We start from the raw sequence: 23002 nt of genomic DNA on the forward strand, positions 1-23002 counted from the left end.
AGGCATCGGCGTCGTGGCAACGCCGCCGATGCAACGACGATCACGCCGTGGTCGATCAGCTGTGTTGTCGGCCTGCAGCGCAGGGCGTGCATGTCACCAGGGTTGGCTGCTGCTGTATGCGGCAGCGTGACTCGGCCACTGCTTGGGACGCAGCGAGTGGCCCGCCAACCCTGTCATGCGAAGCGTCCTGAGTATCAGTGGCCCGCTGACGGGTCTTGGGTCATGCCAGCAGGCGCGCGCGCACCTGCATGGCGATGCGCTCGGTTTCGCGCACTGCAACGATATCGACAGCGCCGGCGAGAACTTCATCCACCGGGTGCAAACGCTGGCGTTGTCGCAATGCCTGCAGGTAGGCGCCCACGCGCCCGCCTGCCTGTTCGCCGAACGCGGCGGTCACCGCCACACGGGTGGCGCAGGCTTCGGAGAGCAGGTTGACCGAATCGGCGCTGGCCACGATGGCATCGGCCCAGCCGAGCAGGCCGGCATACGGGTTGGGCCCATCGCGTTCGTCGCACCACAGCAGATGCGGCAGGCCGACGCAGGCCGCGCGCAGCGTTGCGATTGCATCGCCCGGTGTGCGGCGCGAGGTGGTGACCAGCAGGCTGCCGCCCAGCGCGCGCAGTTGGGCGCTCAAGCGCGTGCACAGCGCCGCCAGCGCCTGTGGCGTCCACGGCACCTGGTCGGTGGGCCCACCGACCAGCAGGGCCAGCCGCGGGCCGGGCAAGCCGCCTAGTGCGGGAAAGGCCGCCCGCCCGGCCGCCAGCCACGCATCGTCCACCGGGTGCAGGCTGCCGAGCAGGGTGAGCACGTTGCTGCCGCGCCGTGCATCGTGCTCGGGCACGACCAGCAGGTCCCAGTGCCGCGGATCCAGACGCGGGTCCAGGATCTGCACGCTGCGGCTGCCGTGGGCACGCAGCAACCGGGTGGCCAGCGCCGCCTGCCTGCCGCAGCCGATGGCCAGCGCCGGGGGCTGCGTCAGTTGCCCGGCAAATGCCGCGCCAAACGCCCGCCGTGCGCCGGGGAGCCGCCACGGCGCCGCCCAACGCCACGGCGCGTTGGGCTCCAGGTGCAGGGGCTGGTAGGCATCGGGCTGCAATGCACGCGCCAGCGCCTCGGCCTGGCGCGCATTGCCGGCACGGCCGTCGCTCAGTGCCCAGGTCAGCCCCATCGTTTCAGATCCGACATAGATTTGTTTCAGATTGAACGCGTGTGGCGGCAATCGCGCCACTCTACACTGCGGGTCTTCACACTGGCGCCGACGCCGCAGCCTACCGTCGCACCACCCTTCCTCTGGAGTGCTCATGTCCGACTCGCTCAACGCCGCCGCACTGGATCAGCTGTTCCGCACCGCCCGCACGCAGAATGCGTTTGCCGACACGCCGGTCAGCCACGAGGTGCTGCGTGAGCTGTATGAGCTGGTGAAGTGGGGGCCCACCGCGGCCAATAGCTGTCCGGCGCGCTTTGTGTTCGTGACCAGCGCCGAAGGCAAGGCCAAGCTCAAGCCGGCGCTGTCGGAGGGCAATGCCGCCAAGACGCTGGCCGCACCGGTGACGGTGATCGTGGCGCACGACGAAGACTTCCACGAGAAGCTGCCGTATCTGTTCCCACATGCCGACGCCAAGAGCTGGTTCGACGGCCCGCGCGAGGGCCGCACCGAATCGGCGTTCCGCAATGGCTCGCTGCAGGGCGCCTACCTGATCCTGGCCGCGCGTGCGCTGGGACTGGATGCCGGCCCGATGTCCGGCTTCGATAATGCGAAGGTGGATGCGGCGTTCTTTGCCGGCACGCCGATCAAGTCCAACTTCCTGGTCAATCTCGGCTATGGCGACCCGGCCGGGCTGTTCCCGCGTTCGCCACGCCTGAGCTTCGACGAAGCGGCACGTTTCGAGTAAGGGATGCATGCGTTCCGACTGCGGCACAGCGCCGTGGACGGCGCGCGTCGGCCCGGCACACTGCGTGTGCCTGCCACGTTCAAGCGACGCCGTTGGCCGTTCGCCTGACGATCGCTTGATCTCGCTCGCAGTGTCGACGTACATGGTGTCTTGCGTTTCCTGCAGTCCTCGTCCGTCTGCATCTGTCCCACCCGCGTTGTTCCGACGCGTCTCTCATCCCATGGAGTTCCAATGAAGACCACCCACAAGCTGTTGCTGCCGCTCGCCCTGACCCTGGCCATTGCCGCCTGCTCCAAGCCGGCCGAGAACACTGCCGCCCCGGCCGCCGAAACCCCGGCGGCGGCCACCGCCCCGGCCGACGCCGCTGCTGCGCCGGCACCTGCACCGGCAGCTGCCGCCTCGACCGCCCCGGCCGTGGAAGTGGCATCGGGCACCTACACCCTGGACCCGTCGCATACCGACGTGCTGGCGCAGTGGAGCCACTTCGGCTTCTCCAACCCGAGCGCGCACTTCGGCAATGTCGACGGTACCCTGGTGTACGACGCGGCCGACGTGACCAAGTCCACCGTGCAGGTCACCCTGCCGCTGTCCGGCTTGAACAGCTTCACCGCCAAGTTCGACGAACACCTGAAGAGCGGTGACTTCTTCGATGCGGCCAAGTTCCCGACCGCCACCTTCAAGAGCACCAAGGTGGAAGCTGCCGGCACCAACAAGCTGACCGTCACGGGCGACCTGACCATCAAGGGGCAGACCAAGCCGGTCGTGCTGGACGTCACCCTCAACGGTGCCGGCGAGCACCCGATGAAGAAGGTGCCGGCCGCCGGTTTCGACGCCACCACCACCATCAAGCGCAGCGATTTCGGCCTGGGCCAGTACGCCCCGAACGTCAGCGACGAAGTGAAGATCCGCATCACCACCGAAGCCCTGCAGGCCAAGGCGGGCGATGCGGCGGCGAAGGATGCCGCAGCCAAGTAAGCGGTCTGGCTGCTGTCCAGGCAAAGGCCCGCTTCGGCGGGCCTTTGTCGTTGAGGGGGATGGCCACGTGCGACCCCGTCGGGTGTGGCGAGGTCATGCTGGGGCCGCCAGCGTGTTGGGTGCGTGTCTTGGGAAACGCCGCCGCTCACGGCATAGCCGACAGCGTGGACCACGGTGACCGTGGCATGGGCAAACAGGTGGCCGCCGCGACGTTCGGCAACCTGACGCCGCGTCGCTGTCTCGCAGGTCGCGCCGTCGCCATCGCCGAATCAACGGCCAGGCGCACCGCGCGGCAACGCAGTTGGCGGCTGTCATCCACGCGTCATCCAGCCCGCGCAGGCTGGGCGCATTTTTCTGGACCGGTGATGTCCGTCGTGCACTTCGTTAGATCGTTGCCGCTGTTCCTGCAGTGGCAGGCATGGCACCACCGCGATGTCCGGCCTCGCGGCACGCGCACCCTTGGCGCGCGTTCCATCAATGCACCGCGGTATGTCGGTCAGCTTGGACGCGGGGTAGTGCTCGCGTTGTCGGCGACGTTCTGAGGCACGCCATGCGCAATCACTCTCTTGCCAGGACGATGCGGCACGCACTGCTCGGTCTGGCGCTCTGTCTGCCGATGGCAAAACCGGTCTGCGCAAAACAGACCGCCGCGACAACCGCGCACCTGCGCCTGACCATCGTGCTGGTGCGGCATGGCATCCGTGCACCGACCCAGCCCGGCAGCGAACTGGATCGCTACAGCGCGCAGCCATGGCCGCACTGGCCGGTGGCTGCGGGCCAGCTGACGCCGCACGGACGGGCGGGCATGCAGGCGCTGGGCGCACGTTATCGCCTGCGATTGGCACCGCCGCTCGGGCTGGCGGCCAGTGGCTGCGCAGGCACCGAACAGATCGTCACCATCGCCGACAGCGCTGCCCGCAACCACGCCAGCGCGCAGGCGCTGCTGCAGGGCATGGCGCCTGGCTGCGCAATGCGCTACCAGGCCCTGCCGGAAGGCGAGCGCAACGCCTTGTTCGATGGCGGCAAGGCGCCCGCACCGCCGGTGCGGCTGGAGGCTGAGACGCGCGCGCAGCTGGCGCACTTGCAGGCGGTGTTGAGTGCCTGCCAGCACGGGCGCTGCGCCACGGCGCCGCCTACCCGGCTGCTCTACGAGCCGGCTACGCGCGACGGCTCGCCGGCCGCGGCCAGCACCCTGAAGCTGGCCGGTGGACTGGCCGAGAACCTGATGCTGGAAGACGTCGAAGGCTTCGATGCGGCGCAGCTGGGCTGGGGCCGGGTGGATCGCGCCGCGGTGGCGCAATTGCTTGCCCTGCACAACACCTCGTTCGCACAGAGCAAGCGTCCGTTGCCGGTTGCCACGGCGGCGGCATCCAACCTGCTCGCGCATCTGCTGGCCACTGTGCAGGCCGCGGTCGGGCAAACGCCGTCGGTGGCGGCACTGGCGCCGCCCTCCACGCGGTTGCTGGTGCTGGTGGGCCACGACACCAATCTGGCCACGCTTGGCGGGCTGCTCGGCGTGCAGTGGCATCGCAGCGATCGCCCCGACGACTATCCGCCCGGCGGCGCATTGGTGCTGGACCTGCTCGAACGCGACGGCGCGCCCTTGCTACGCGTGCGGACCCTGATGCCAAGCCTGTCGGCGTTGCGCAGCGGGCGCCTGGATGACGAGGCGCTGGCCTCGTCCACGCTGGTGTTGCCCGGTTGCCACGGTGAGGCCTTGTGTCCATTGCCGGTTGCATCGGCCTGGCTGCGCACGCGCATCGATCCGGCCCAGGTGCAAGTGGCGCTGCCGGCCATGCAGTCCTGGCCGGTGCCACCGTAGCGCGTGCCATGCACGGCATGTGCGGTAGAAGCGGCGCAGCGATGCGTTTAGAGCCGACGCACGCTGCGTGCACGCAGCGCACTCACTCCTCGCCGTGCTCGCCGCGCGCCTTCCAGTAGCCTTTCGCCCGCACCCACTCCTTGTCCACACCCAGGTGGTCTTCGAGGAATTTGCGCATGGCGCGCGCGCGCATCGATTCGGCGCCGATCCAGTAGAACGTATCGCCATCCTCTGGCTCGTAGTCGCGCAGGCTGTCTTCCAGCAGGGTGCTGCTGGCGGCATCGAAGCCATTGCGCTCCAGCCAGTTCACCCGCACCTCGGCCGCGCTGAGCAGTTCCTGCCGCTCGGCGGCATCGGCGATCTCGATGAATACCTGCGCGTGCATGTCGGCGGGCATCGCCTCGAGCCAGCGGCCGATCGCCGGCAGCGCGGTTTCGTCGCCGATCAGCACGTAGTGGTCGTAGTCATCGGCAGCCAGGAACGAGCCGCGCGGGCCGCCGAGCTTCAGTGGGTCGCCCGGCTGTGCGTGCGCGGCCCAACTGGACGCCACGCCGTCACCGTGCAACACGAAGTCGATGCTCAACTCGCCGCTCTGCGGATCGAAATAGCGTGGCGTGTAGTCGCGTGCCGGCGAAGGCAGCGCACCTTCTTCGTAGCGCGGGCCGTCCGGCGTCATGGTCGGCAGGACGAAAGCGCCATCGGCATTGGGAAAGAACAGTTTGATGTGATCGTCCGGCGCATCGCTTTGAAAGCCGGCCAGGTCGCTGCCGCCGAACACGATACGGCGCATGTGCGGGGTGATCGCTTCGCAACGCCGCACCTGCACGGAGCGCAGGCGTGGGTCGCGACGGAGTTGGGTATTGGTGTGTGCAGCCATGGGTGCAATTCCTCGAGTGCCGCACGGATGCGCGGCGGTGCGGGGGAGATGGAGCGTTATGAAATCGATGCGTGATCCGGCAATGAGGTGGCAAGTGGCGACCTGCCATGGTGGTGCGATGTCATCCAGCGCAGTGGGCTTGCCTTCTCTCTGCGGGAGAAGTGTCCCGCAGGGCAGATGACGGGACGTGCGAGTTCGCGTGCAGGTGCATCGCCTCACCTCTACTCGGGGTGGTGCTGTCTGTCCACAACCTGCGCGGCTCGCAGATCGCTGTCGGGCCGACCCCAGGCGTCATCGCGATACACCGGCTCAGTCGTCGTCGCGCTCCATGCCGTCGGCGGCGGCGTTGAGTAATGCAGCAATCCGCGCGGTTTCTGTCTCGCTCCATTGCCCATGGCGCGCGAACAGGCCATGTTTGATGCGATGAATCGCCTCGCGAATCGGGGCCGGCGTCTGCGACTTGATCAGCTCGCGCGCGCGCCGATGGGTGCGGGCCAGTGCGGCATCGAGCGCATCGCGTTGCTGTGCAACGTGGTCGCTGCCAGCGGCAGTGACCTGATAGCGCTTGCGGCCGGCATCCAGATCGGTGTGCACCCAGCCGGCGGCTTCCAGCTGCGCCAATGCCGGATAAATCGCACCGGCGCTAGGCGTGTACAGCCCTTTGAAGAGCGCTGCGATCTGCCGCATCAGCTCATAGCCATGGCGCGGGCGCTCGGCGATGAGCACCAGCAGCAGCAGGCGCAGATCGCCGTGTTCCAGCGGGCGCCCGCGCACGCCGGCACCGCGGGCGCGGGCAGGCGCTGCATCGAGATCGGCCGTTGGGCTGACGGGCGGGCGCTGTTTCATTCGATATATCGAAGCATGGAGAAACGATATATCGAAGTTGACCGATACACAAGCGCTCGGCTCTCAGATGGCTGACCGCCTGTCCGACGCCAAAACCGGATGCTGCAACGCGGCTAGACACACGTGCACCTCATAATTACGATGTAATTACTTTGACATTACGGGCTCGTCCCGGCGAGGCAGAGGCATGAGTCGACAGTGGGACACCCAGGCCGACAGCCGGCGTCAGCGCTTGCAGCGGGCCGCCGCGCTGGCGCCGCAGGGGCGTGTGGTGGCTGCCGACGATGTCGTGGCGTTGCTGGAGGCGGTGATCGAGCCCGGCGACCGCGTGTGCCTGGAAGGCAACAACCAGAAGCAGGCCGATTTCCTGGCGCGTTGCCTCACCGAGGTGGATCCGGCGCGCGTGCATGACCTGCACATGGTGCAATCGGTGTTGTCGCTTGCCGCGCATCTGGATGTATTCGAGCGCGGCATCGCCAAGCGCCTGGATTTTTCGTTCTCCGGCCCGCAGGCCGCGCGCCTGGCCGGGCTGGTGAGCGAAGGCCGCATCGAAATCGGTGCCATCCACACCTATCTGGAATTGTTCGGCCGCTACTTCATCGACCTCACCCCGCGCATCGCACTGGTCACCGCCCAGGCGGCCGATCGCCACGGCAATCTCTATACCGGCCCGAACACCGAAGACACGCCGGTGATCGTGGAAGCCACCGCGTTCAAGGGCGGCATCGTGATCGCGCAGGTCAACGAAATCCTCGACACCCTGCCGCGCGTGGATATTCCCGCCGATTGGGTGGACTTCGTCACCCAGGCGCCCAAGCCCAATTACATCGAACCGCTGTTCACCCGCGACCCGGCGCAGATCTCCGAGATCCAGGTGTTGATGGCGATGATGGCCATCAAGGGCATCTATGCCGAATATGGTGTGGACCGGCTCAATCACGGCATCGGTTTCGATACCGCCGCGATCGAGCTGTTGCTGCCCACCTACGCCCAATCGCTGGGGTTGAAGGGCAAGATCTGCCGGCATTGGGCGCTCAATCCGCATCCGGCGCTGATCCCGGCGATCGAATCGGGCTTCGTGCAGTCGGTGCACTCGTTCGGCTCCGAACTGGGCATGGAAAACTACATCGCCGCACGTCCGGACATCTTTTTTACCGGCGCCGACGGCAGCATGCGCTCCAACCGCGCGCTGTCGCAGACCGCCGGCTTGTATGCCTGCGACATGTTCATCGGCTCCACCCTGCAGATCGATCTGCAGGGCAACAGCTCCACCGCCACGCGCGACCGCATCGCCGGTTTCGGCGGCGCGCCCAACATGGGCTCGGATGCGCGTGGTCGCCGGCATGCCAGTGCTGCCTGGCTCAAGGCCGGGCGCGAAGCGGCAACGCCGGGCGAGATGCCGCGTGGGCGCAAGCTGGTGGTGCAGATGGTGGAGACCTTCCGCGAACACATGGCGCCGGCATTCGTCGACAAACTCGACGCCTGGGAACTGGCCGAACGCGCCAACATGCCGCTGCCGCCGGTGATGATCTACGGCGACGATGTCAGCCACGTGCTCACCGAAGAAGGCATCGCCAACCTGCTGCTGTGCCGTACGCCGGAGGAACGCGAGCAGGCAATCCGTGGCGTGTCCGGCTATACCGCGGTGGGCCTGGGGCGCGACAGGCGCATGGTCGAAAACCTGCGCGACCGCGGCGTCATCAAGCGGCCGGACGACCTGGGCATTCGCCCGCGCGATGCCACGCGCGATTTGCTTGCAGCGCGTACGGTCAAGGACCTGGTGCGCTGGTCCGGCGGCTTGTACGACCCGCCGAAACGTTTTCGCAATTGGTAAGGGCATAGCATGGAAACCCTGCGATATCGCTTTGACGGACAGCGTGGCGCACGCGCCGGGCTGGAACACGCGCTGGTCGGTGTCGTGGCCTCCGGCAATCTGGAAGTGCTGGTCGAGCGCGTGCCGCTCGAGGGCGCGATGGAAATCGACATCCTCACCGCCGCACGCGGCTTTGGCGCGATCTGGCAGGCAGTGCTGGACGATTTCGCCGCGCGTCACCCACTGCGCGACGTACGCATCAGCATCAACGATGTCGGCGCCACGCCGGCGGTGGTGAGTTTGCGCCTGGAACAAGCGCTGGATGTGCTGCAGGGAGCCGACGCATGAGCCGCCACTGTCACCCCGTAGGAGCGCACCAGGGCGCGACGGGCATTCCCGGTAAGGCTTCAGTCGCGCCCCGGTGCGCTCCTACGCAAGCGATCGGGAGATACGCATGAGCACCACCGTTCCCATGGCCCAGCGCAGCTACTACGAAGCCGATGCCCGCGAACGTATCGATGGTCTGCTGGATGTCGGCAGCCTTCGCGAATTCGTTGGCCCGCGGCGCCGCCTGATCAGCCCGCATCTGGCACAACTGGAGACACCCGGCGCCTTCGATGACGGCATCGTGGTGGGCGAAGGCACCTTACGCGGCCGCAATGTCTTGATCGCTGCGCAGCAAGGCGCCTTCATGGGCGGCGGCGTGGGCGAAGTGCATGGCGCCAAACTCACCGGCCTGCTGGAACGCGCCGCAACCACGCAGCCGGCAGCGGTGCTATTGCTGCTGGACACCGGCGGCGTGCGTCTGCATGAGGCCAATGCCGGGCTCATCGCCATCTCCGAAATCATGCGAGCCACCTTGAGCGCGCGTGCCGCCGGTGTGCCGGTGCTGGCCTTGATCGGCAGCGGCAACGGCGCGTTCGGCGGCATGGGCATCGTGGCGCGCTGCTGCAGCGCAGTGATCATGTCCGAAGAAGGCCGCTTGTCGTTGTCCGGCCCGGACGTGATCGAAACCGTGCGTGGGGTGGAAGAGTTCGACGCGCGCGACCGTGCCCTGGTGTGGCGCGTGACCGGCGGCAAACACCGCTACCTGCTGGGCGAGGCGCAAACGCTGGTGGCCGATCGCATCGATGCCTTCGCCGATGCAGCGCTGGCCACCCTCGATGCTCTCACCGAAGCGACGGGTGAGGCCGCATTGCAGGCGCTGGAGCGTGCGCAGCAGCAATTGGCAGCGCGCATCGATGCGTACGGCGATTGCCGCGACGGACTGGAGATCTGGACGCGCCAGGGCATTGTCGATGCGCAGCGCCTGCCGCTGCTCGATACCGAGGCCTTTCTTGCCGCAACCGCAGACCGGAGCCTTCCATGGACCTGAGCCGCTTGCTCGATCAGCTGTTTCCGCTCGGTCACGCCATCGCGCGCAACGACGATGTGCTCACCGGCAGTGCAACCACCGCCGCCGGCGACGTCACCGTGATCGGTACCGCCAACAAGCTCGAAGTCGGTGTCGATCACGCCTTGGCCTTGGCTGCCACTGTCCTGGCGAGTACCCGCGCTCACCCGCAGCGCCCGATCGTGATGCTGGCCGACACTGCCGGGCAGCGGCTGGCACGGCGCGACGAATTACTCGGCATCAACGGCTATTTCGCACATCTGGCACGTGCGCTGGAGTTGGCACGCAGGCGCGGGGCGCGGCTGATCACGCTGGTCTACGGCGAATCGGTCAGCGGTGGGTTCCTGTCGTTCGGCTTGATGGCCGACCATATCCATGCATTGCCCGATGCGCAGATCCGGGTCATGGATCTGCGCGCGATGGCGCGCGTGACCAAGCAGTCGGTCGACACCTTGCAGGCGTTGAGCAAGAGCTCGCCGGTGTTCGCGCCAGGCGTGGAAAATTACGTGCGCATGGGCGCGGTGGAATCGCTGTGGGAGGGCGATCTGGCGCAGGCGCTGCTCGACGCACTGGCCGCGCCGGTCGACGGCGACCAGCGCCGCGCGCGCGGCGCGCAACGCGGCGGGCGCACGCTGGCGCGCGATGTCGCCAGCGCCGTGGTTGCGGGCGAGGCCTGAGCATGGCCGGCCGCCACGCCCTGGTGTGGTTACGCGAGGATGCGCAGTGGCAGGCCGTCACGTCTGGCGCGCAGCCACGGCTGCAGCAGTGGTTCGCGGCCGGCCTGCCAGCGGTGGTGGCGCGTGGCGATGGCAGTCAGGCACCAGGCACCCTGCGGCTCGGCGTGCCGCTGCCGCCCAGTGAAGGCAAGCAGCGTCTGGCCCTCCAGGCGCACGTGGCCGGTATCGCACGCTGCACCGCTCCACTGACACTGGATGCCGTGATGCCACATGCGCCCCTCGCGGTGCAGCCGGCACTGCAGGCCCTGCTCGCTCAAGCGCACGCGCATGCGTTGCACCCGCACGTCTTCGGGAGCTTCGCCTGGCAAGCCCTGACCGGCCTGACGTATGTGCATGCGCAATCGGATCTGGATCTGCTGTGGTCCATCCAGACGCCCGAGCAAGCGTGCGCGGTGCTCACGCTGGTGCAGCGCTGGGAGCAGCAGCACGGGCTGCGTGCCGATGGCGAGCTGCGGTTGCCCGATGACAACGCGGTGAACTGGCGCGAGTACGCCGGCAACGCGCAACAGGTGTTGGTGAAATCCAACCAGGACTGCCGGCTGTTGCCGCGTGCTGCGCTGTTTCCGGCCCGGAGTGCGGCATGAGCGCACAGCTGCAGCAACACTGCGTTGCCAGTGCGCTTGCACCGCCGCGCGATGCTGCCTACCGGCTCGGCCGGCTGGCGGTTGGCGCCCTGTATGCAGAACTGGCCTGTGCGCCCAAGCCGGGCTTGGTGACGCCGTTCGATAGCGGCAGCCACACCGACATGGATGCAGCCACCTTCGTGCGTAGCCTGTTCGCCTTGCGTGGCTATTTTGTCGCCATTGCCCAGGCCGGCATCGACCACGCGCCGTTCGAGCGGCTTCGCGAGCTGGGCATCGCGGCCGAGTCCGCGATGTTGCGCGCGACCTGTGGCGTCAATACCCATCGCGGCGCGATTTTCAGCCTGGGCCTGCTCACTGCGCAGGCTGCACGCCTGCGCGGTGAGCAGCGGCGGCGCCCCACTGCAGAACAGGTCTGCGATGGCGTACGCGCCTGGCGCGATGCATTGCAGGCTGCACCGTTGGACCCGCACAGCCATGGCCAGCGCGTGCGTGCGCAATACCGCATCAGTGGCGTGCGCGAACAGGCCGCGGCAGGGTATCCGGTGCTGCGCGAGATCGCCCTGCCTGCGTTGCGTACCGCGCTTGCGGGGGGGGCCACGCGTGAAGCGGCGCTGGTGCAGACCCTGATGCAGCTCATCGCCCAGGTAGACGATCTCAATCTATTGCATCGTGGCGGGCCGGAAGGCCTGGCATTCGCCAAGGCGCAGGCGACAGCCTTCCTTGCCGACGGCGGCATTGCCCACCCGCAGTGGCGCGCGCAGTTGCATGCCATCGGCCAGCAGTTTGTCGCCCGTCGCCTGAGCCCTGGCGGCAGCGCGGATCTGCTGGCCTGTGCATGGTTCCTGCATCGGCAGGAGCTGGCATGAGCCGCGCTTGCTCGCTGGCTGCAAAACAGGTGGTGCCTGCGAAGCGGCAATGCCGCGGCGTTTTGCTCGCAGCCGCAACGGCTGCTGACCTGCCTGCCGTCGCGACAAGCGGCGCACGTTGTCCCTCGGTCAATCTCCGCGTCCAGGTTTCCCGGCGGCACATCGCGCGCAATCCGGAACACGACAGGGTGCGCGCACGACATTCCTGCGAACGCAGTCAGGCCACCGCATGAGCCTGGCCTTGCTCTGCCCGGGCCAAGGCGGCCAACACGCCGAGATGTTCGCGCGTGTCGCAGACGCGCCTGCGGCGGCCGCCGTCTTCGCCAGCGCACAGCGCGTGCTTGGCGTCGCACCACAAGCACTGGCCGCAGATCCGGGCCGCTACGCCAACGCCATCGCTCAACCACTGGTCTGCGCCGGCACGCTGGCGCATTGGCAGGCACTGTGTGCGCAACTCCCCACGCCGCTGCTGGTGCTCGGTTATAGCGTTGGCGAGCTTGCCGCACATGCGGTGGCCGGCAGCATGTCCATCGACACCTGCCTGCAGCTGGCGGCGACGCGTGCCCGGTTGATGGATGCGGCCAGCCCGCAGCAGGCAGGGCTGATGGCGGTGATCGGTGTGCCACTGCGCGCCCTGGAAACGCTGTGCCAGACGCACGGCGCGGCGCTGGCCATCATCAACGGCGACGATCACGCCGTGCTCGGCGGCCCGCGCGCTGCATTGCAGGCGCTTGGCGAGGCTGCCAGCGCACAAGGTGCGCGCGTCACGCTGCTGCCGGTCGGCGTGCCGGCGCACACGCCGTGGTTGAGCGCGGCCGCCGAAGGCTTTGCCATTGAACTGGCCACCGCACAGCTCGCCGCGCCCAGGCTGCGCGTCTTGGCAGGCATCGATGCACGTGCGGTCGGTACGCAGGCCTTGGTGGTCGACACGCTGTCCAGACAGATCGCACAGACCGTGCGTTGGTACGACGTGCTGGTACAAGCCGCCGAACGCGGCGCACGCGTGTTCCTCGAACTCGGCCCCGGCAGCGCATTGGCGCGGATGGCGCGCGAGGTGCTGCCGGCATGCGAAGCGCGCTCGGTGGACGAATTCCACAGCACCGACGGTGTTCTCGAATGGGTCATGGCTGCGTGCGAGCGCGCGGCATGACGATCAGGCAGGTGCTGCACACGGTGTGACCCCAGGATGGCGGGCGGCCATCCGTGTTGTACGCGTATCAGGTGTCTGGGAGGGCGCATGACCCCGCAAATTGCAACGATTCTTGGCTTGGTGATCATGTTCATCGTCGCCACCGCATTGCCCATCAACATGGGGGCGGTGGCCTTCGCGCTGGCCTTCATCATTGGCGGCGTGTGGGTGGGGCTGGAGGGCAAGGAAGTGCTGGCCGGCTTTCCGGGCGACCTGTTCCTGACCCTGGTCGGCATTACCTATCTGTTCGCCATCGCACAGAAAAACGGCACCATCGACTTGCTGGTGCACTGGGCGGTGCGCGCGGTACGGGGGCGCATCGTCGCCATCCCCTGGGTGATGTTCGTCATCACCGGGCTGCTGACCGCCTTCGGTGCGCTGGGGCCGGCAGCGGTGGCCATCATCGGGCCGGTGGCGCTGCGCTTCGCCAAGCAGTACCGCATCAACCCGTTGATGATGGGCCTGCTGGTGATCCACGGTGCGCAAGGCGGCGGTTTCTCGCCGATCAGCGTGTATGGCGGCATCACCAACAAGGTGGTCGAAAAAGCCGGGCTGGACGTCAGCGAGATGGCGGTATTTCTCACCAGCCTGGGCTTCAACCTGATGATGGCGATCATCTGCTTCTGCGCCTTCGGTGGGTTGAAGTTGATGCGCCGGCAGGAACTGTCGCTGGCCGATGCGCAGTACGTTGCGGTTGCCGGCGACCAGGCATCGCACCGCGGCTTCGCGATCGAAGGGCATGGTGCGCTGGTGGCGCCGGGCGGCGGCACCTTGTCCACCGACCCGCTGGCATTGGAGGCGGTGTCGATCACCCGCGACCGCGTGATCACCTTGATCGGCCTGCTGGGTCTGGGCGTTGCTGCGCTGATCTACAACCTCAACGTCGGCCTGGTCTCGATCACGGTGGCGGTGGCATTGGCGCTGATCTCGCCCAACGCGCAGAAAGGCGCGGTGGACGGCATCAGTTGGTCCACCGTGCTGCTGATCAGCGGCGTGGTGACCTATATCGCCGTGCTGGAAAAATCCGGTGCGGTGGACTACATCGGCACCGGCGTGTCGCACATCGGCATGCCCCTGCTGGGCGCGCTGCTGGTCTGCTACGTCGGCGGTATCGTCTCTGCATTCGCCTCGTCGGCAGCGGTGCTGGGCGCCACCATTCCGTTGGCGGTGCCCTTCCTGATGCAGGGCCAGTTGGGCGCGGCCGGGGTGATCTGCGCGCTGGCCGTGTCCTCCACCATCGTCGATGTGAGCCCGTTTTCCACCAACGGCGCGCTGGTGGTGGCCTCGGCCGCCAAGGAAGAACGCGACGGCCTGTTCCGCCGCTTCCTGATCTACAGCGGCCTGGTGGTGTTGCTGGGGCCGCTGGCGGCGTGGCTGGTCTTCGTGGTGCCGGGCTGGCTGTGATGCGGTCCGCACGCCACAGCGCAGCGGGGCGCCCACGTAGAATGGGCGCCCCGACCCGATGCCGACAGCCTGCCCGCCATGACCCTCGCTCCTGATTCGCGCGCCTCCAAAAAGCGCGTGCCGCTGTACGAGGAAGTGGCCGAGCGCCTGCGTCAGAAGATCTACGAGTACGCGCTGCCGCCGGGCGAGTGGATCGACGAGCCGGCCCTGGCCGAAGAACTCGGCATCAGCCGCACGCCGCTGCGCGAAAGTCTCAAGCTGCTCGCTGCCGAAGGCCTGGTGCAACTGGATGCCGGCCGCGGTAGCCGGGTCACCCGGCTGACGCTGGAAGACCTCAACCAGTTATTCCCGGTGATGGCGATGCTGGAAGGCCGCTGCGCGCACGATGCGGTCAAGCGCATCGATGCGGCCGGCGTGCAGCGCCTGGAAGAGCTGCATGCGGCAATGGAAGCCGCATCGGCAGCCGGCGATGTGGCCGAGTATTACCGCAACAATTACCTGATCCACGAAACCGTGCAGCAGTACGCCGGCAATCCCTGGTTGATCCGGGTGACGCACGATCTGCACCGCATCTTGAAGATGCACCGCGGCCGTCAGTTGCTCACGCCCGGGCGCATGGCGCAATCGCTGGCGGAGCATCGCCAACTGATGGACTGCGTGCGACGCGGCGATGCCGAAGGCGCCGAGCGCACCATGCACGGGCACCTGCTGAGCCAGGGCCAGGCCCTGGCAGCGTATGTCGCGGCCGGCGGCATGTTGAACGTACCGGCGCCGTTGCCGCGGGTCGGTGGGGTGTAGACGTTGGCGCTGTCCGGGCGCATCACCACGCGCACCGGGATCGCACTTCCTTCTCCCATCGGGAGAAGGTGCCCGAAGGGCGGATGAGGGTACGTCGACACGCATTACCGGCAATGCCCAACTCTTGCCAATCCCCCATCCCCGCCGCCTATTCCCCGCTCAACGCAAGCAAGTCTTCCACGCGTTCGATCAACTGCGTTCCGGCCAACCCGGCGAACACGTCCGGATGCGCATAGCCCCACGCCACTGCGGCAAACGGCAAGCCCACGACCTGTGCGGCTTCCCAGTCGGCGACCTGGTCGCCCACATACACCGCTTGCGACGCAGTGTGCCCGGTGGCACGTAGCACACGACGCAAGGCGCGTTGTTTGCCCAGCAGATGCGCGCCGCCTTCGATGACGGCAAATGTGGCGCTCAGCTCTGCGCCTAGCGCGCGCCGCACGTTCTCCACGGAGTTGGACGACACCACGGCCAGCCGGGTGCCCCGGGCATGCAGCGCGCTCACGGTGTGGGCAATGCCGGGAAACAACGCCACCGGTGGCGCGGCGCGCATGAGCCGGATGAAGTCCGCCGCCACCCATGGCACGCGCCACGTGCTCAGGCCCGATGCCTTGAGCAATTCGCGCGTGCTCAATCGACGGGCATCGTCGACTTCATGCGCTTGCGCCGCGCGAAAGCCATGCCGTTCGGCCAGCAGCCGCTGCGTGCTCAGGAAAAATCCAAACGAATCGGCAAGCGTGCCGTCGAAATCGAAAATGATCAGGGCGGGCATGGCAACGCGCAGGGCAGGGCGTCATAGCCTAACCAGGGATGATGCCGGCACCCACGCACACAGGTCCCCACATGTGCGCGCAGGCGACGTCACGCGGTAACAGCAACGTGGCGCGCAGTCGTCAGCTCCGGAGGAAGGCCCGCAGCGCCCGCCCGGCGGCGAGCGCCGTCGGTAGGACAGCTGCGCTCAGGCTTCGGCGAAGTGCGGCACGATCGGCGCATCGCTCTGCGCGCTCTGTTCGATCACCTTGCGCTGCATCGCAGCCAGGTACGCGTCCAGCTCTTCGGTGGAGGCGAACACGTCGCTCAACGGCACCGCCTTGACCATGTCGAAGACCTTGCGGATCTGCGGCTGCGGGTTGCTCACCAGCACCTTGCCCTGGCGCGTGGCCAGCGCCTTGCGCGCCTTGAAGATGCAGCGGATGCCGGCGCTGGAGATGTATTCCAGTGCGCTCAGGTCCAGCACCAGCGTGGTGATCAGGGTGCCCAGCAGCGGCGACAGCGCCGCGTCCAGGTCCTGGTAGGTGTGGGTGTCCAGGCGCCCGGTCAGGATGACGCGTTGACGGGTGTCCTGCGGCGGGTCGATCTGAATGGCGAGCGTGGTCATGACAGGGCCTCGGGGACAGGGGCGTACGGGTGCAGCAGGGTGACGCGCACGACGTTATATGCACCATCGCGGCGGTAGTCGATGTGATCGGCGAACTGATGGACCAAAAACAACCCCAGCCCGCCGATGGCGCGGTCGTCGAGCTCGTCGGTCACCTCGGGCAGGGGCGCGGCGCAGGGGTCGAAGGCGCTGCCCGCATCGTGCATTTCCAATACCAGCGCCTGGGCGTCCAGCTGCAGCTGCAGGCGCAGCGGCTGTGCGGCGCACTGGCCGTGGGTCAGTGCGTTGCAGCCGAGCTCTTCCACGATCAACCGCACCTGGCCGATGCGCTCGGCGTGCAGGCCCTCGAGCGTGAGCGACCGTTCCAGCGCATCGTTGGCGCCGGCCAGCTGGGCCAGCGATGGCGCGATGGCCAACTCGAGCTTCATGCAGTCGTTGCCTTTCCGGGCGCGTCCCGGCCAGCGTGTGCGACCCGCCCAGCATGCTCCTGGCGCAGCCGGATCGCCAGCAGCGTGATGTCGTCGTACGGATCGGCCGTGCCGGTGAAACGGGCGATATTGGCGATCACCGCCTTGCACTGCGCCGCCGCGCTGCGGCGCGGGTGCAGCGCCGCCAGCAACCGCTCCATCCCGTAGCTGGCGCCGCGCTCGTCCATCGCCTCGGTCACGCCATCCGTGTAGCCCAGCAAGGTCTGCCCGGCGCTCATGCGGCCCTGCAGCACCGGATAGGACTCCTGTTGCTCGATCCCCAGCGGCGCGCCGGTTTCCAGCGGCAACGGCCGTGCCGTGCCGTCGATATCGATCAACAGCGGCGGCTCGTGCCCGGCGCTGGCCAGCCAGTAGTCGCCGCTCACCACGTTGATCAGGCCGCACAGCACGGTGGCGAACATGCAGGTCTCGTTGTTTTCGGCCAACCGCGTGGAGGCGGCGATCAAAATCGCATCCGGGCGCGTGTACCGCCGCGCGGCAATCTCCAGCACGCTCACCGCGCGCGCCATGAACAACGCCGCCGGCACGCCCTTGTCGGAGACATCGCCCACCACGAACCACAGCAGGCCCGGTTCGGTTTCCACGAAGTGGTAGAAATCCCCGCCCACCGCCTTGGCCGGCTCCAGCCACGCGCAGGTTTCCAGGTGCGAACTGGCGCGGTCGAAGGTGCGCCCGGAAGGCAGCATCGCCTGCTGGATTTCGCGCGCAATCTGCAGCTCGCTGTGCATGCGTTCGCGCGCGGCGGTCATCTCGCCGATCTCGGCGATGTGGTGGCGGATCGCATCGCGTGCGCTGTCGAAGGCGCGTGCCATCACGCCCACCTCGTCGTCGCGTTCGATGTGCGGTAACGGGTACTCGAATTCGCCGCGACGAAAATGCTCGGCGGTGTCGGTCAGTTCTTCGATCGGTCGCGTCAACTTGCGCGTGATCCGCCGCATCAACCACCACCACACCATGGCGCCCAGCAGCGCGGCCAGCGCCACCCATGCCGCCAGCCAGTTCAGACCGGCCAGCACGTAGCCTTCGGAGGCCGACAATACGAAGGTCCAGCCGCTGCGCCCCACCGCTGCGCTATGGGTCAGAAAGCGCTCGCCGTCGGGCGCGGTATGCGAAAACGAAATCGGCTGGCCGGCTGCCACGGCGCGTTGCAATGGCCGCAGGTCCGGGCGCGAACGGGCCACATAGGCCGCAAGCGAGTGGCGCAGATTGAGTGCCGGGTCGGGGCTGAAGACCAGCAGGCCTTCCGGCGACAGCAGCATCGTCTGGATGCCGATATCGCGCGGCAGCTGATCGATGATCTCGCGCAGGTGCTGCAGCGGCAAATCCACGCTGACCATGCCCACCGGTGCCGCATCGGGTGCATCGCCGGGCCGGCGCAGCGGCAGGTTGTAACTGGTGTACAGGCCGCCGCCATTGGCGTCCATGTAGGGCTCGGACCACCATGCCCGGCCCTCGCGCTGGGTACGCAGATACCAGGGCATCGCGCGATAGTCGTACCCCAGTTCCAGCGCGGATTTTTCCGCCACGCGTGTGCCGTTGCGATGCACGTACCAGACAAACCCGCTGTCGCCGGCCTTTTGCGTGCGCCGCTCGATGATCAGGCGCGCTGCACCGATATCCGGATCGCCGGTGAGCGTGGCCAGCAGCAATGCACGCAAATTGAACGGCTGCAGGCCGACCCCGCCGCTGCTGGCCGCCAACGTGCGCCCGCTCACCTGCACCGAATCCAGCATCGCCGCCAGGCTGCGCGCAGTCTGTTCGGTCAGGCCATCCACCTCGGTGCGCGCCGCGTCCACCAGCTCGGCGCGCGCGCCCAGGTAGAACACCGTGCCCAGCACCGTCAGCAAGGCCACCAGCACCGCGGTGGCCGCCAGCAGCACACGCATGCGCAAGCTGCGACGCCACGGCATGCGCGCGGCGACCGATGTCCGGGGTGGCAGTGATCGCGGGCGATTGCGCATGGCGCACTCTTCGTGGCAGCAGCTGCGCTGGATCATGGCAGCTTTGCTGCCATGCACAACTCTTTAGCAGCCTCATCCTCACGTGGTCGCGATTGACCGGCCGAACGCGAGCGGACTAGATTGGCCGCCCACCTGCCACGGAGGCCGGCCTTGCGCCAGATGTTGACCCCAAGCCTGCTGGCCCTTTTGCTTACGGCCTGTCACTCCCCGGAGACCAGCATGACCCAGACCCATTCCTCCGCCACCGAGGCCACCGCAGCAGCCGACGTTCAGGCCGGCGGCCGCGGTCTTGCCAGGTTGAATCCGAGTCCGCGTAAGGCCTACGAGGTCACGCTCACCTTGGACAAGGCGCCCGGCGCGTTTGGCCTGGTGGAGGCTGCGGCGCAATACGATGTCAGCAACGAGCAGGAATGCGGCAGGATCCAGCCGGAAACCGGCACGGCCGGCCGCATCACCAGTCAGGAAACTGTGGCGCTCAAGAAGATTTCCGAGACCGAGTACCGTGGCACCCTGTATCTGGATCTGATGCAGGACGAGGACTACTACGGTCGCGGCGTGTGCCATTGGGAATTCAGCGGCGCCAGCGTGCTGCTCAAGGCCACCGGCGCCGAAGAAGAGACGCGGTTCTTGTCGTTTATCGAAGCCAAGACGGTGACCGCGCAGCAGGCGTTGACCAAGTACTACTGGAAAGACGGCTATCCGCGCTCGGAATCCAAGAGTTTCCCGGACACCGGCGAGCTCAGCCCGGAGACGTTCAAGCCTGAGATCCGCGACAATCTCTTCACCATCACGCTGGCTGCCAAGGAAGTTGCGTCATGAGTATCCCGTCACCGCAATACGCCGGTTTATCCGAGGACGCCTACAAGGATCGCGCCGTTGGTCGGCGTGCACCGGGGCACGAAGAGATCGTCACGATCGAGGGTGAGCGTTACGCCGTTCTCGATCACGTCAACAATCAATCCAACGGCTACCAGGGCACGGTTTACCGCCGCGAAAGCAGTGGCGAAATCGTGGTTGCGCATCGGGGCACAGAGGGCGCGGTCAATGACGTGCTCACCGATGCCACCATGGTCACCTCGCGGACCAATCCTCAGGCTGCCGATGCGCTTGCGCTGACCAAGAATGCGATGGACATCGCCAAGGATGTCGGCAAGCGAACCGGCCATCAACTGGAAGTCACCGTCACCGGCCACTCGCTCGGCGGTGCGCTTGCGCAGGTGTCCGCACACCACTACGACCTCAAGGGCGAAACCTTCAACGCGTACGGCGCGTCGAGTCTGAGTTACCGCATTCCGGAGGGTGGCAATAGCGTGATCAATCACGTCATGGCATCGGACCCGGTCAGCGCGGCATCGCCGCACTTCGGGCAGGTACGCATGTATGCCAAGCCATATGAGATCGCCACCTTGAGCGGTGCCGGCTACAGCAATAGCAAGGCGAACTTCCTGATTCCGGATTACCCGCTGGTTGCTGCCGGCGGCTCGCTCGGGGCGCACAAGCTGGGCAACTTTCTGGGCGAACATTCTGCGCTCAGGGACCCCAACGCGCGCCCGCTTGCCGAGCAGAACAAGCGCATGATCGAGGAGTACCGCAGCGATATCGATGGGCTGCGCACCGGTACCACCATCCTCACGCGTAGCGCGCGCGGCCTCGGCCAGGACGCCATCGACGCCATCCGCGGCCCGCTCGCGCCGGGCGAGCCGGCCAAACGCGACCCACGCGAGCATGGCAACGGCCACACCTCCTTGCGGATCGATCAACCCGGACACGTGGGCAATGGCTTGTTCCAGGACGCCCAGCGCGGCGTGCATGCGCAGGACGCACGTGCCGGGCGCACGCCCGACCAGCACAGTGCGCAGTTATCGGGTTCGCTCGCATCGGAAATGCATGCCGCCGGTGGCCGGCGCATCGATGCGGTGATGATGAGCCCGGATGCCGCACGCACCTTCGCCGTGCAGGGCCGCGTCGACGACCCGGCACAGCTGCGCGTGAGCGTGGACACCATGACGGCAATGAATACTCCGCTGGAACAGAGCAGCCAACGCGTTGCCGAAAACGCGGCGCGTCAGTCGGCGGTATTGGAACAGCAACAATCGCAGACCCAGCAACAGCAGCAGGGCGCACGCGCACTGGGCTAAGGGGAGCGGGGCATGGAGCTGCCGCGTTTGCGTGCAGTGACACACCCGGCTGCCGCCCATGCCACCCATGCCACACGCCGCCCGGACTGCACATCGCCACCATCGAACGTTGCATCAAGACGCCGGGCCTGCCCGGCGTTTTTGCGTTCGTTCGCGCAGTAACGCGCACCGCCGCTGCTGCATCTGCACAACAACCGGGCCGCACGAGGTGTGCGAACGCAAGCTTTTCCTGCGTCGAGATATGCCACAACTCGCCCGTACCTATAGCGGCCTCAATCGGGCTGTACGGCCATGCTTGAATCGCCGCGGATTTGCAGCGATGCACGGCCAGGCACTTGTCACGCTGCGCACGCGCGCACGAGACAAGGCAGCGGGATCAAGCAAGGCGCCACCCGGCGCGACACTCATCGATCAAGGGAGCGTTCCATGACCATTTTTTGCAGGCACTACCACCGTGTATGGCTCATCTTGCTGCTGTCTCTGTGCAGCGCCGGCGTCAGCGCGCAAGGCATCGCCAAAGGCGCGGACGTCAGCTGGCTCAATCAACAGGCCGCCAACAATCCGCCGCAGGTCTTTCGCGATGCAGCCGGCAACACCACCGACTTCATCAAGCTGTTCAAGGATGTCGGCGGCAATGCCATTCGCCTGCGCGTGTGGGTCAACCCGTCCGGCGGCTGGAACGATGGCCGCGACACCCTGGACAAGGCCAAGCGCGCCGCCGCGCAAGGCATGCGCATCATGATCGACTTCCATTACAGCGACAGCTGGGCCGACCCCGGCAAGCAGACCAAGCCGGCCGCCTGGGCCGGCCACTCCGTCGCCCAGCTCAACACCGATGTCTACAGCCACACCCAGGGCATCCTCAAATATCTCAAGGACAACGGCATCACCGTCAGCTGGGTGCAGGTCGGCAACGAGATCAATAGCGGCATGCTGTGGAACGAGGGCAAGACGCCCAACTTCGCCACCCTGGGCCAGTTCATCAACAGCGGATACAACGCCACCAAGGCGGTGTATCCCAACGCCAAGGTCGTCGTGCATCTGGCCAATGGCTACGACAACGCCAACTTCCGCTGGTTCTTCGACAACCTGCGCTCGGCAGGCGGCAAGTGGGACGTCATCGGCATGTCGCATTACCCCCCCGTCGGCAGCTGGCAGGATTACAACAGCCGCCTGGACACCAACATGCGCGACATGATTGCGCGCTACGGCAGCGATGTGGTGATTTCCGAGGTCGGCATGGACTGGCAGCAGGCGGCCACCACCCGCGCCATGCTCAGCAACCTGCTCAGCCGCAGCAGCAGCATCGGCGCGCGCGTCCTCGGCGTGTTTTATTGGGAACCCAATGCCTACCCCGGCTGGCAGGGCTACACCATGGGCGCAGTCAACAACAACGGCCAACTGACCGAAGCGCTGCAAGCGTTCTGACCAGCATGCTCCTACGGGGCGGCGCCCGCCGTGGGGGATGTATTGGCGCGCACCCGCTGACCACGCCATCGCGTAGGAGCGCACCCGGGCGCGACGGGCGTTACCGATAAAGCGCCTCGCGCCCAGGTGCGCTCCTACGGGGCGACACCCGCCGCTGAGATGTCCTGGCGAAGGCACCCAGCCGCACCCACAGACGACCCCATCGCGTAGGAGCGCACCCGGGCGCGACGGGCATTACCGAGAAAGCCCTCGCGCCCAGGTGCGCTCCTACGGGGCGACACCCGCCGCGGAGATGTCCCGCCGAAGGCACCCAGCCGCACCCACAGACGACCCCATCGCGTAGGAGCGCACCCGGGCGCGACAGGCATTACCGAGAAAGCCCTCGCGCCCAGGTGCGCTCCTACGGGGCGGCA

23 protein-coding genes are annotated in these 23002 nt (G+C 67.1%); 16 read left to right on the top strand and 7 right to left on the bottom strand.

All coding sequences use genetic code 11. The annotated features are described in order from the left end of the window. Positions 1-220: 220 nt before the first annotated feature. Entirely contained in the window at positions 221-1168 is a 948-nt protein-coding gene (locus AMD14_RS03355) for a mitochondrial fission ELM1 family protein (RefSeq protein ID WP_003483242.1), read from the bottom strand. Positions 1169-1301: 133 nt separating this feature from the next. On the opposite strand from AMD14_RS03355, the gene AMD14_RS03360 reads away from it, so the two are divergent. From AMD14_RS03360 to AMD14_RS03375, 4 genes are all read left to right on the top strand, one after another. Next, positions 1302-1892 carry a malonic semialdehyde reductase gene (locus AMD14_RS03360; protein ID WP_003483243.1) on the top strand — a complete coding sequence of 197 codons (591 nt, stop codon included), beginning with the start codon at positions 1302-1304 and terminating at the stop codon, positions 1890-1892. 231 nt (positions 1893-2123) lie between these two features. After that, the gene (locus AMD14_RS03365; RefSeq protein WP_005920166.1) at positions 2124-2867 is read left to right on the top strand and encodes a YceI family protein; all 744 of its coding nucleotides are present in this window, start codon (positions 2124-2126) and stop codon (positions 2865-2867) included. Between the two features lie 185 nt (positions 2868-3052). Next, on the top strand, positions 3053-3409 hold the full coding sequence (locus AMD14_RS25190; protein WP_015462820.1) for a hypothetical protein: 357 nt from the start codon (positions 3053-3055) through the stop codon (positions 3407-3409). A gap of 8 nt (positions 3410-3417) precedes the next feature. Further along, on the top strand, positions 3418-4689 hold the full coding sequence (locus tag AMD14_RS03375; RefSeq protein WP_040107566.1) for a histidine-type phosphatase: 1272 nt from the start codon (positions 3418-3420) through the stop codon (positions 4687-4689). An 82-nt stretch (positions 4690-4771) separates the two neighbouring features. Here AMD14_RS03375 and AMD14_RS03380 read toward each other — a convergent pair whose 3' ends face one another. After that, positions 4772-5566 (bottom strand): siderophore-interacting protein, encoded by a 795-nt coding sequence (locus AMD14_RS03380; RefSeq protein WP_005914107.1) that lies wholly within the window; start codon positions 5564-5566, stop codon positions 4772-4774. Between the two features lie 309 nt (positions 5567-5875). Then, positions 5876-6412 carry a PadR family transcriptional regulator gene (locus AMD14_RS03385; RefSeq protein WP_015462821.1) on the bottom strand — a complete coding sequence of 179 codons (537 nt, stop codon included), beginning with the start codon at positions 6410-6412 and terminating at the stop codon, positions 5876-5878. A 187-nt stretch (positions 6413-6599) separates the two neighbouring features. Here AMD14_RS03385 and mdcA point away from each other — a divergent pair, with 187 nt between their 5' ends. The 9 genes from mdcA (at position 6600) to AMD14_RS03430 (ending at position 15196) form a co-directional block, all read left to right on the top strand. Next, positions 6600-8246 (top strand): malonate decarboxylase subunit alpha, encoded by a 1647-nt coding sequence (gene mdcA, locus AMD14_RS03390; protein ID WP_011050389.1) that lies wholly within the window; start codon positions 6600-6602, stop codon positions 8244-8246. Positions 8247-8255: 9 nt separating this feature from the next. Next, the gene (gene mdcC, locus AMD14_RS03395) at positions 8256-8573 is read left to right on the top strand and encodes a malonate decarboxylase acyl carrier protein (RefSeq protein ID WP_005914105.1); all 318 of its coding nucleotides are present in this window, start codon (positions 8256-8258) and stop codon (positions 8571-8573) included. A 124-nt stretch (positions 8574-8697) separates the two neighbouring features. Beyond that, on the top strand, positions 8698-9600 hold the full coding sequence (locus AMD14_RS03400) for a biotin-independent malonate decarboxylase subunit beta (RefSeq protein ID WP_015471677.1): 903 nt from the start codon (positions 8698-8700) through the stop codon (positions 9598-9600). After that, positions 9591-10295 (top strand): biotin-independent malonate decarboxylase subunit gamma, encoded by a 705-nt coding sequence (gene mdcE / locus AMD14_RS03405; protein ID WP_003483259.1) that lies wholly within the window; start codon positions 9591-9593, stop codon positions 10293-10295. Before AMD14_RS03400 ends, mdcE begins: the two co-directional genes overlap by 10 nt. Before the next feature lie 2 nt (positions 10296-10297). Continuing rightward, positions 10298-10939, top strand: a complete 642-nt coding sequence (mdcG, locus tag AMD14_RS03410) for a malonate decarboxylase holo-[acyl-carrier-protein] synthase (RefSeq protein WP_011050390.1) — start codon at positions 10298-10300, stop codon at positions 10937-10939. Further along, positions 10936-11805, top strand: coding sequence for a triphosphoribosyl-dephospho-CoA synthase MdcB (mdcB, locus tag AMD14_RS03415; protein ID WP_011050391.1), 870 nt, complete (start codon positions 10936-10938; stop codon positions 11803-11805). Before mdcG ends, mdcB begins: the two co-directional genes overlap by 4 nt. Before the next feature lie 229 nt (positions 11806-12034). Continuing rightward, positions 12035-12955, top strand: a complete 921-nt coding sequence (gene mdcH / locus AMD14_RS03420; protein ID WP_011050392.1) for a malonate decarboxylase subunit epsilon — start codon at positions 12035-12037, stop codon at positions 12953-12955. Between the two features lie 87 nt (positions 12956-13042). Continuing rightward, complete coding sequence (locus tag AMD14_RS03425; protein WP_003483268.1) at positions 13043-14398, top strand: SLC13 family permease; 1356 nt, start codon at positions 13043-13045, stop codon at positions 14396-14398. A 78-nt stretch (positions 14399-14476) separates the two neighbouring features. Continuing rightward, positions 14477-15196 carry a GntR family transcriptional regulator gene (locus AMD14_RS03430; RefSeq protein WP_003483271.1) on the top strand — a complete coding sequence of 240 codons (720 nt, stop codon included), beginning with the start codon at positions 14477-14479 and terminating at the stop codon, positions 15194-15196. A 148-nt stretch (positions 15197-15344) separates the two neighbouring features. Here AMD14_RS03430 and AMD14_RS03435 read toward each other — a convergent pair whose 3' ends face one another. From AMD14_RS03435 to AMD14_RS03450, 4 genes are all read right to left on the bottom strand, one after another. Beyond that, complete coding sequence (locus tag AMD14_RS03435) at positions 15345-15968, bottom strand: HAD hydrolase-like protein (RefSeq protein ID WP_003483273.1); 624 nt, start codon at positions 15966-15968, stop codon at positions 15345-15347. Positions 15969-16154: 186 nt separating this feature from the next. Further along, positions 16155-16574 (bottom strand): STAS domain-containing protein, encoded by a 420-nt coding sequence (locus tag AMD14_RS03440; RefSeq protein ID WP_003483275.1) that lies wholly within the window; start codon positions 16572-16574, stop codon positions 16155-16157. Continuing rightward, a complete protein-coding gene (locus tag AMD14_RS03445) occupies positions 16571-17002 on the bottom strand; it encodes an ATP-binding protein (protein ID WP_011050393.1) in 432 nt (143 codons plus the stop codon). Before AMD14_RS03445 ends, AMD14_RS03440 begins: the two co-directional genes overlap by 4 nt. Continuing rightward, on the bottom strand, positions 16999-19059 hold the full coding sequence (locus AMD14_RS03450) for a SpoIIE family protein phosphatase (RefSeq protein WP_015462822.1): 2061 nt from the start codon (positions 19057-19059) through the stop codon (positions 16999-17001). Before AMD14_RS03450 ends, AMD14_RS03445 begins: the two co-directional genes overlap by 4 nt. 183 nt (positions 19060-19242) lie before the next feature. On the opposite strand from AMD14_RS03450, the gene AMD14_RS03455 reads away from it, so the two are divergent. The 3 genes from AMD14_RS03455 (at position 19243) to AMD14_RS03465 (ending at position 22589) form a co-directional block, all read left to right on the top strand. Beyond that, a complete protein-coding gene (locus AMD14_RS03455; protein ID WP_015462823.1) occupies positions 19243-19842 on the top strand; it encodes a hypothetical protein in 600 nt (199 codons plus the stop codon). After that, positions 19839-21161: an XVIPCD domain-containing protein gene (locus AMD14_RS03460; RefSeq protein WP_011050396.1), complete on the top strand. Its 1323-nt coding sequence runs from the start codon at positions 19839-19841 to the stop codon at positions 21159-21161. The genes AMD14_RS03455 and AMD14_RS03460 overlap by 4 nt, the downstream gene beginning before the upstream one ends. A 426-nt stretch (positions 21162-21587) precedes the next feature. Beyond that, positions 21588-22589: an arabinogalactan endo-1,4-beta-galactosidase gene (locus AMD14_RS03465; protein WP_005929416.1), complete on the top strand. Its 1002-nt coding sequence runs from the start codon at positions 21588-21590 to the stop codon at positions 22587-22589. Positions 22590-23002 lie beyond the last annotated feature (413 nt).

The organism is Xanthomonas citri pv. citri, assembly GCF_000961215.1.
Classification (GTDB): Bacteria; Pseudomonadota; Gammaproteobacteria; order Xanthomonadales; family Xanthomonadaceae; genus Xanthomonas; species Xanthomonas cissicola.

Bases quoted from the DNA above. Each gene is read 5' to 3' on its own strand.
- mdcE (WP_003483259.1), top strand. From the start codon at position 9,591: ATGGACCTGAGCCGCTTGCTCGATCAGCTGTTTCCGCTCGGTCACGCC.
- AMD14_RS03425 (WP_003483268.1), top strand. From the start codon at position 13,043: ATGACCCCGCAAATTGCAACGATTCTTGGCTTGGTGATCATGTTCATC.
- AMD14_RS03375 (WP_040107566.1), top strand. From the start codon at position 3,418: ATGCGCAATCACTCTCTTGCCAGGACGATGCGGCACGCACTGCTCGGT.
- mdcB (WP_011050391.1), top strand. From the start codon at position 10,936: ATGAGCGCACAGCTGCAGCAACACTGCGTTGCCAGTGCGCTTGCACCG.
- AMD14_RS03465 (WP_005929416.1), top strand. From the start codon at position 21,588: ATGACCATTTTTTGCAGGCACTACCACCGTGTATGGCTCATCTTGCTG.
- AMD14_RS25190 (WP_015462820.1), top strand. From the start codon at position 3,053: ATGGGCAAACAGGTGGCCGCCGCGACGTTCGGCAACCTGACGCCGCGT.
- mdcG (WP_011050390.1), top strand. From the start codon at position 10,298: ATGGCCGGCCGCCACGCCCTGGTGTGGTTACGCGAGGATGCGCAGTGG.
- mdcC (WP_005914105.1), top strand. From the start codon at position 8,256: ATGGAAACCCTGCGATATCGCTTTGACGGACAGCGTGGCGCACGCGCC.
- AMD14_RS03455 (WP_015462823.1), top strand. From the start codon at position 19,243: ATGACCCAGACCCATTCCTCCGCCACCGAGGCCACCGCAGCAGCCGAC.
- mdcH (WP_011050392.1), top strand. From the start codon at position 12,035: ATGAGCCTGGCCTTGCTCTGCCCGGGCCAAGGCGGCCAACACGCCGAG.
- AMD14_RS03385 (WP_015462821.1), bottom strand. From the start codon at position 6,412: ATGAAACAGCGCCCGCCCGTCAGCCCAACGGCCGATCTCGATGCAGCG.
- mdcA (WP_011050389.1), top strand. From the start codon at position 6,600: ATGAGTCGACAGTGGGACACCCAGGCCGACAGCCGGCGTCAGCGCTTG.
- AMD14_RS03460 (WP_011050396.1), top strand. From the start codon at position 19,839: ATGAGTATCCCGTCACCGCAATACGCCGGTTTATCCGAGGACGCCTAC.
- AMD14_RS03450 (WP_015462822.1), bottom strand. From the start codon at position 19,059: ATGATCCAGCGCAGCTGCTGCCACGAAGAGTGCGCCATGCGCAATCGC.
- AMD14_RS03435 (WP_003483273.1), bottom strand. From the start codon at position 15,968: ATGCCCGCCCTGATCATTTTCGATTTCGACGGCACGCTTGCCGATTCG.
- AMD14_RS03440 (WP_003483275.1), bottom strand. From the start codon at position 16,574: ATGACCACGCTCGCCATTCAGATCGACCCGCCGCAGGACACCCGTCAA.
- AMD14_RS03360 (WP_003483243.1), top strand. From the start codon at position 1,302: ATGTCCGACTCGCTCAACGCCGCCGCACTGGATCAGCTGTTCCGCACC.
- AMD14_RS03380 (WP_005914107.1), bottom strand. From the start codon at position 5,566: ATGGCTGCACACACCAATACCCAACTCCGTCGCGACCCACGCCTGCGC.
- AMD14_RS03355 (WP_003483242.1), bottom strand. From the start codon at position 1,168: ATGGGGCTGACCTGGGCACTGAGCGACGGCCGTGCCGGCAATGCGCGC.
- AMD14_RS03365 (WP_005920166.1), top strand. From the start codon at position 2,124: ATGAAGACCACCCACAAGCTGTTGCTGCCGCTCGCCCTGACCCTGGCC.
- AMD14_RS03445 (WP_011050393.1), bottom strand. From the start codon at position 17,002: ATGAAGCTCGAGTTGGCCATCGCGCCATCGCTGGCCCAGCTGGCCGGC.
- AMD14_RS03430 (WP_003483271.1), top strand. From the start codon at position 14,477: ATGACCCTCGCTCCTGATTCGCGCGCCTCCAAAAAGCGCGTGCCGCTG.
- AMD14_RS03400 (WP_015471677.1), top strand. From the start codon at position 8,698: ATGGCCCAGCGCAGCTACTACGAAGCCGATGCCCGCGAACGTATCGAT.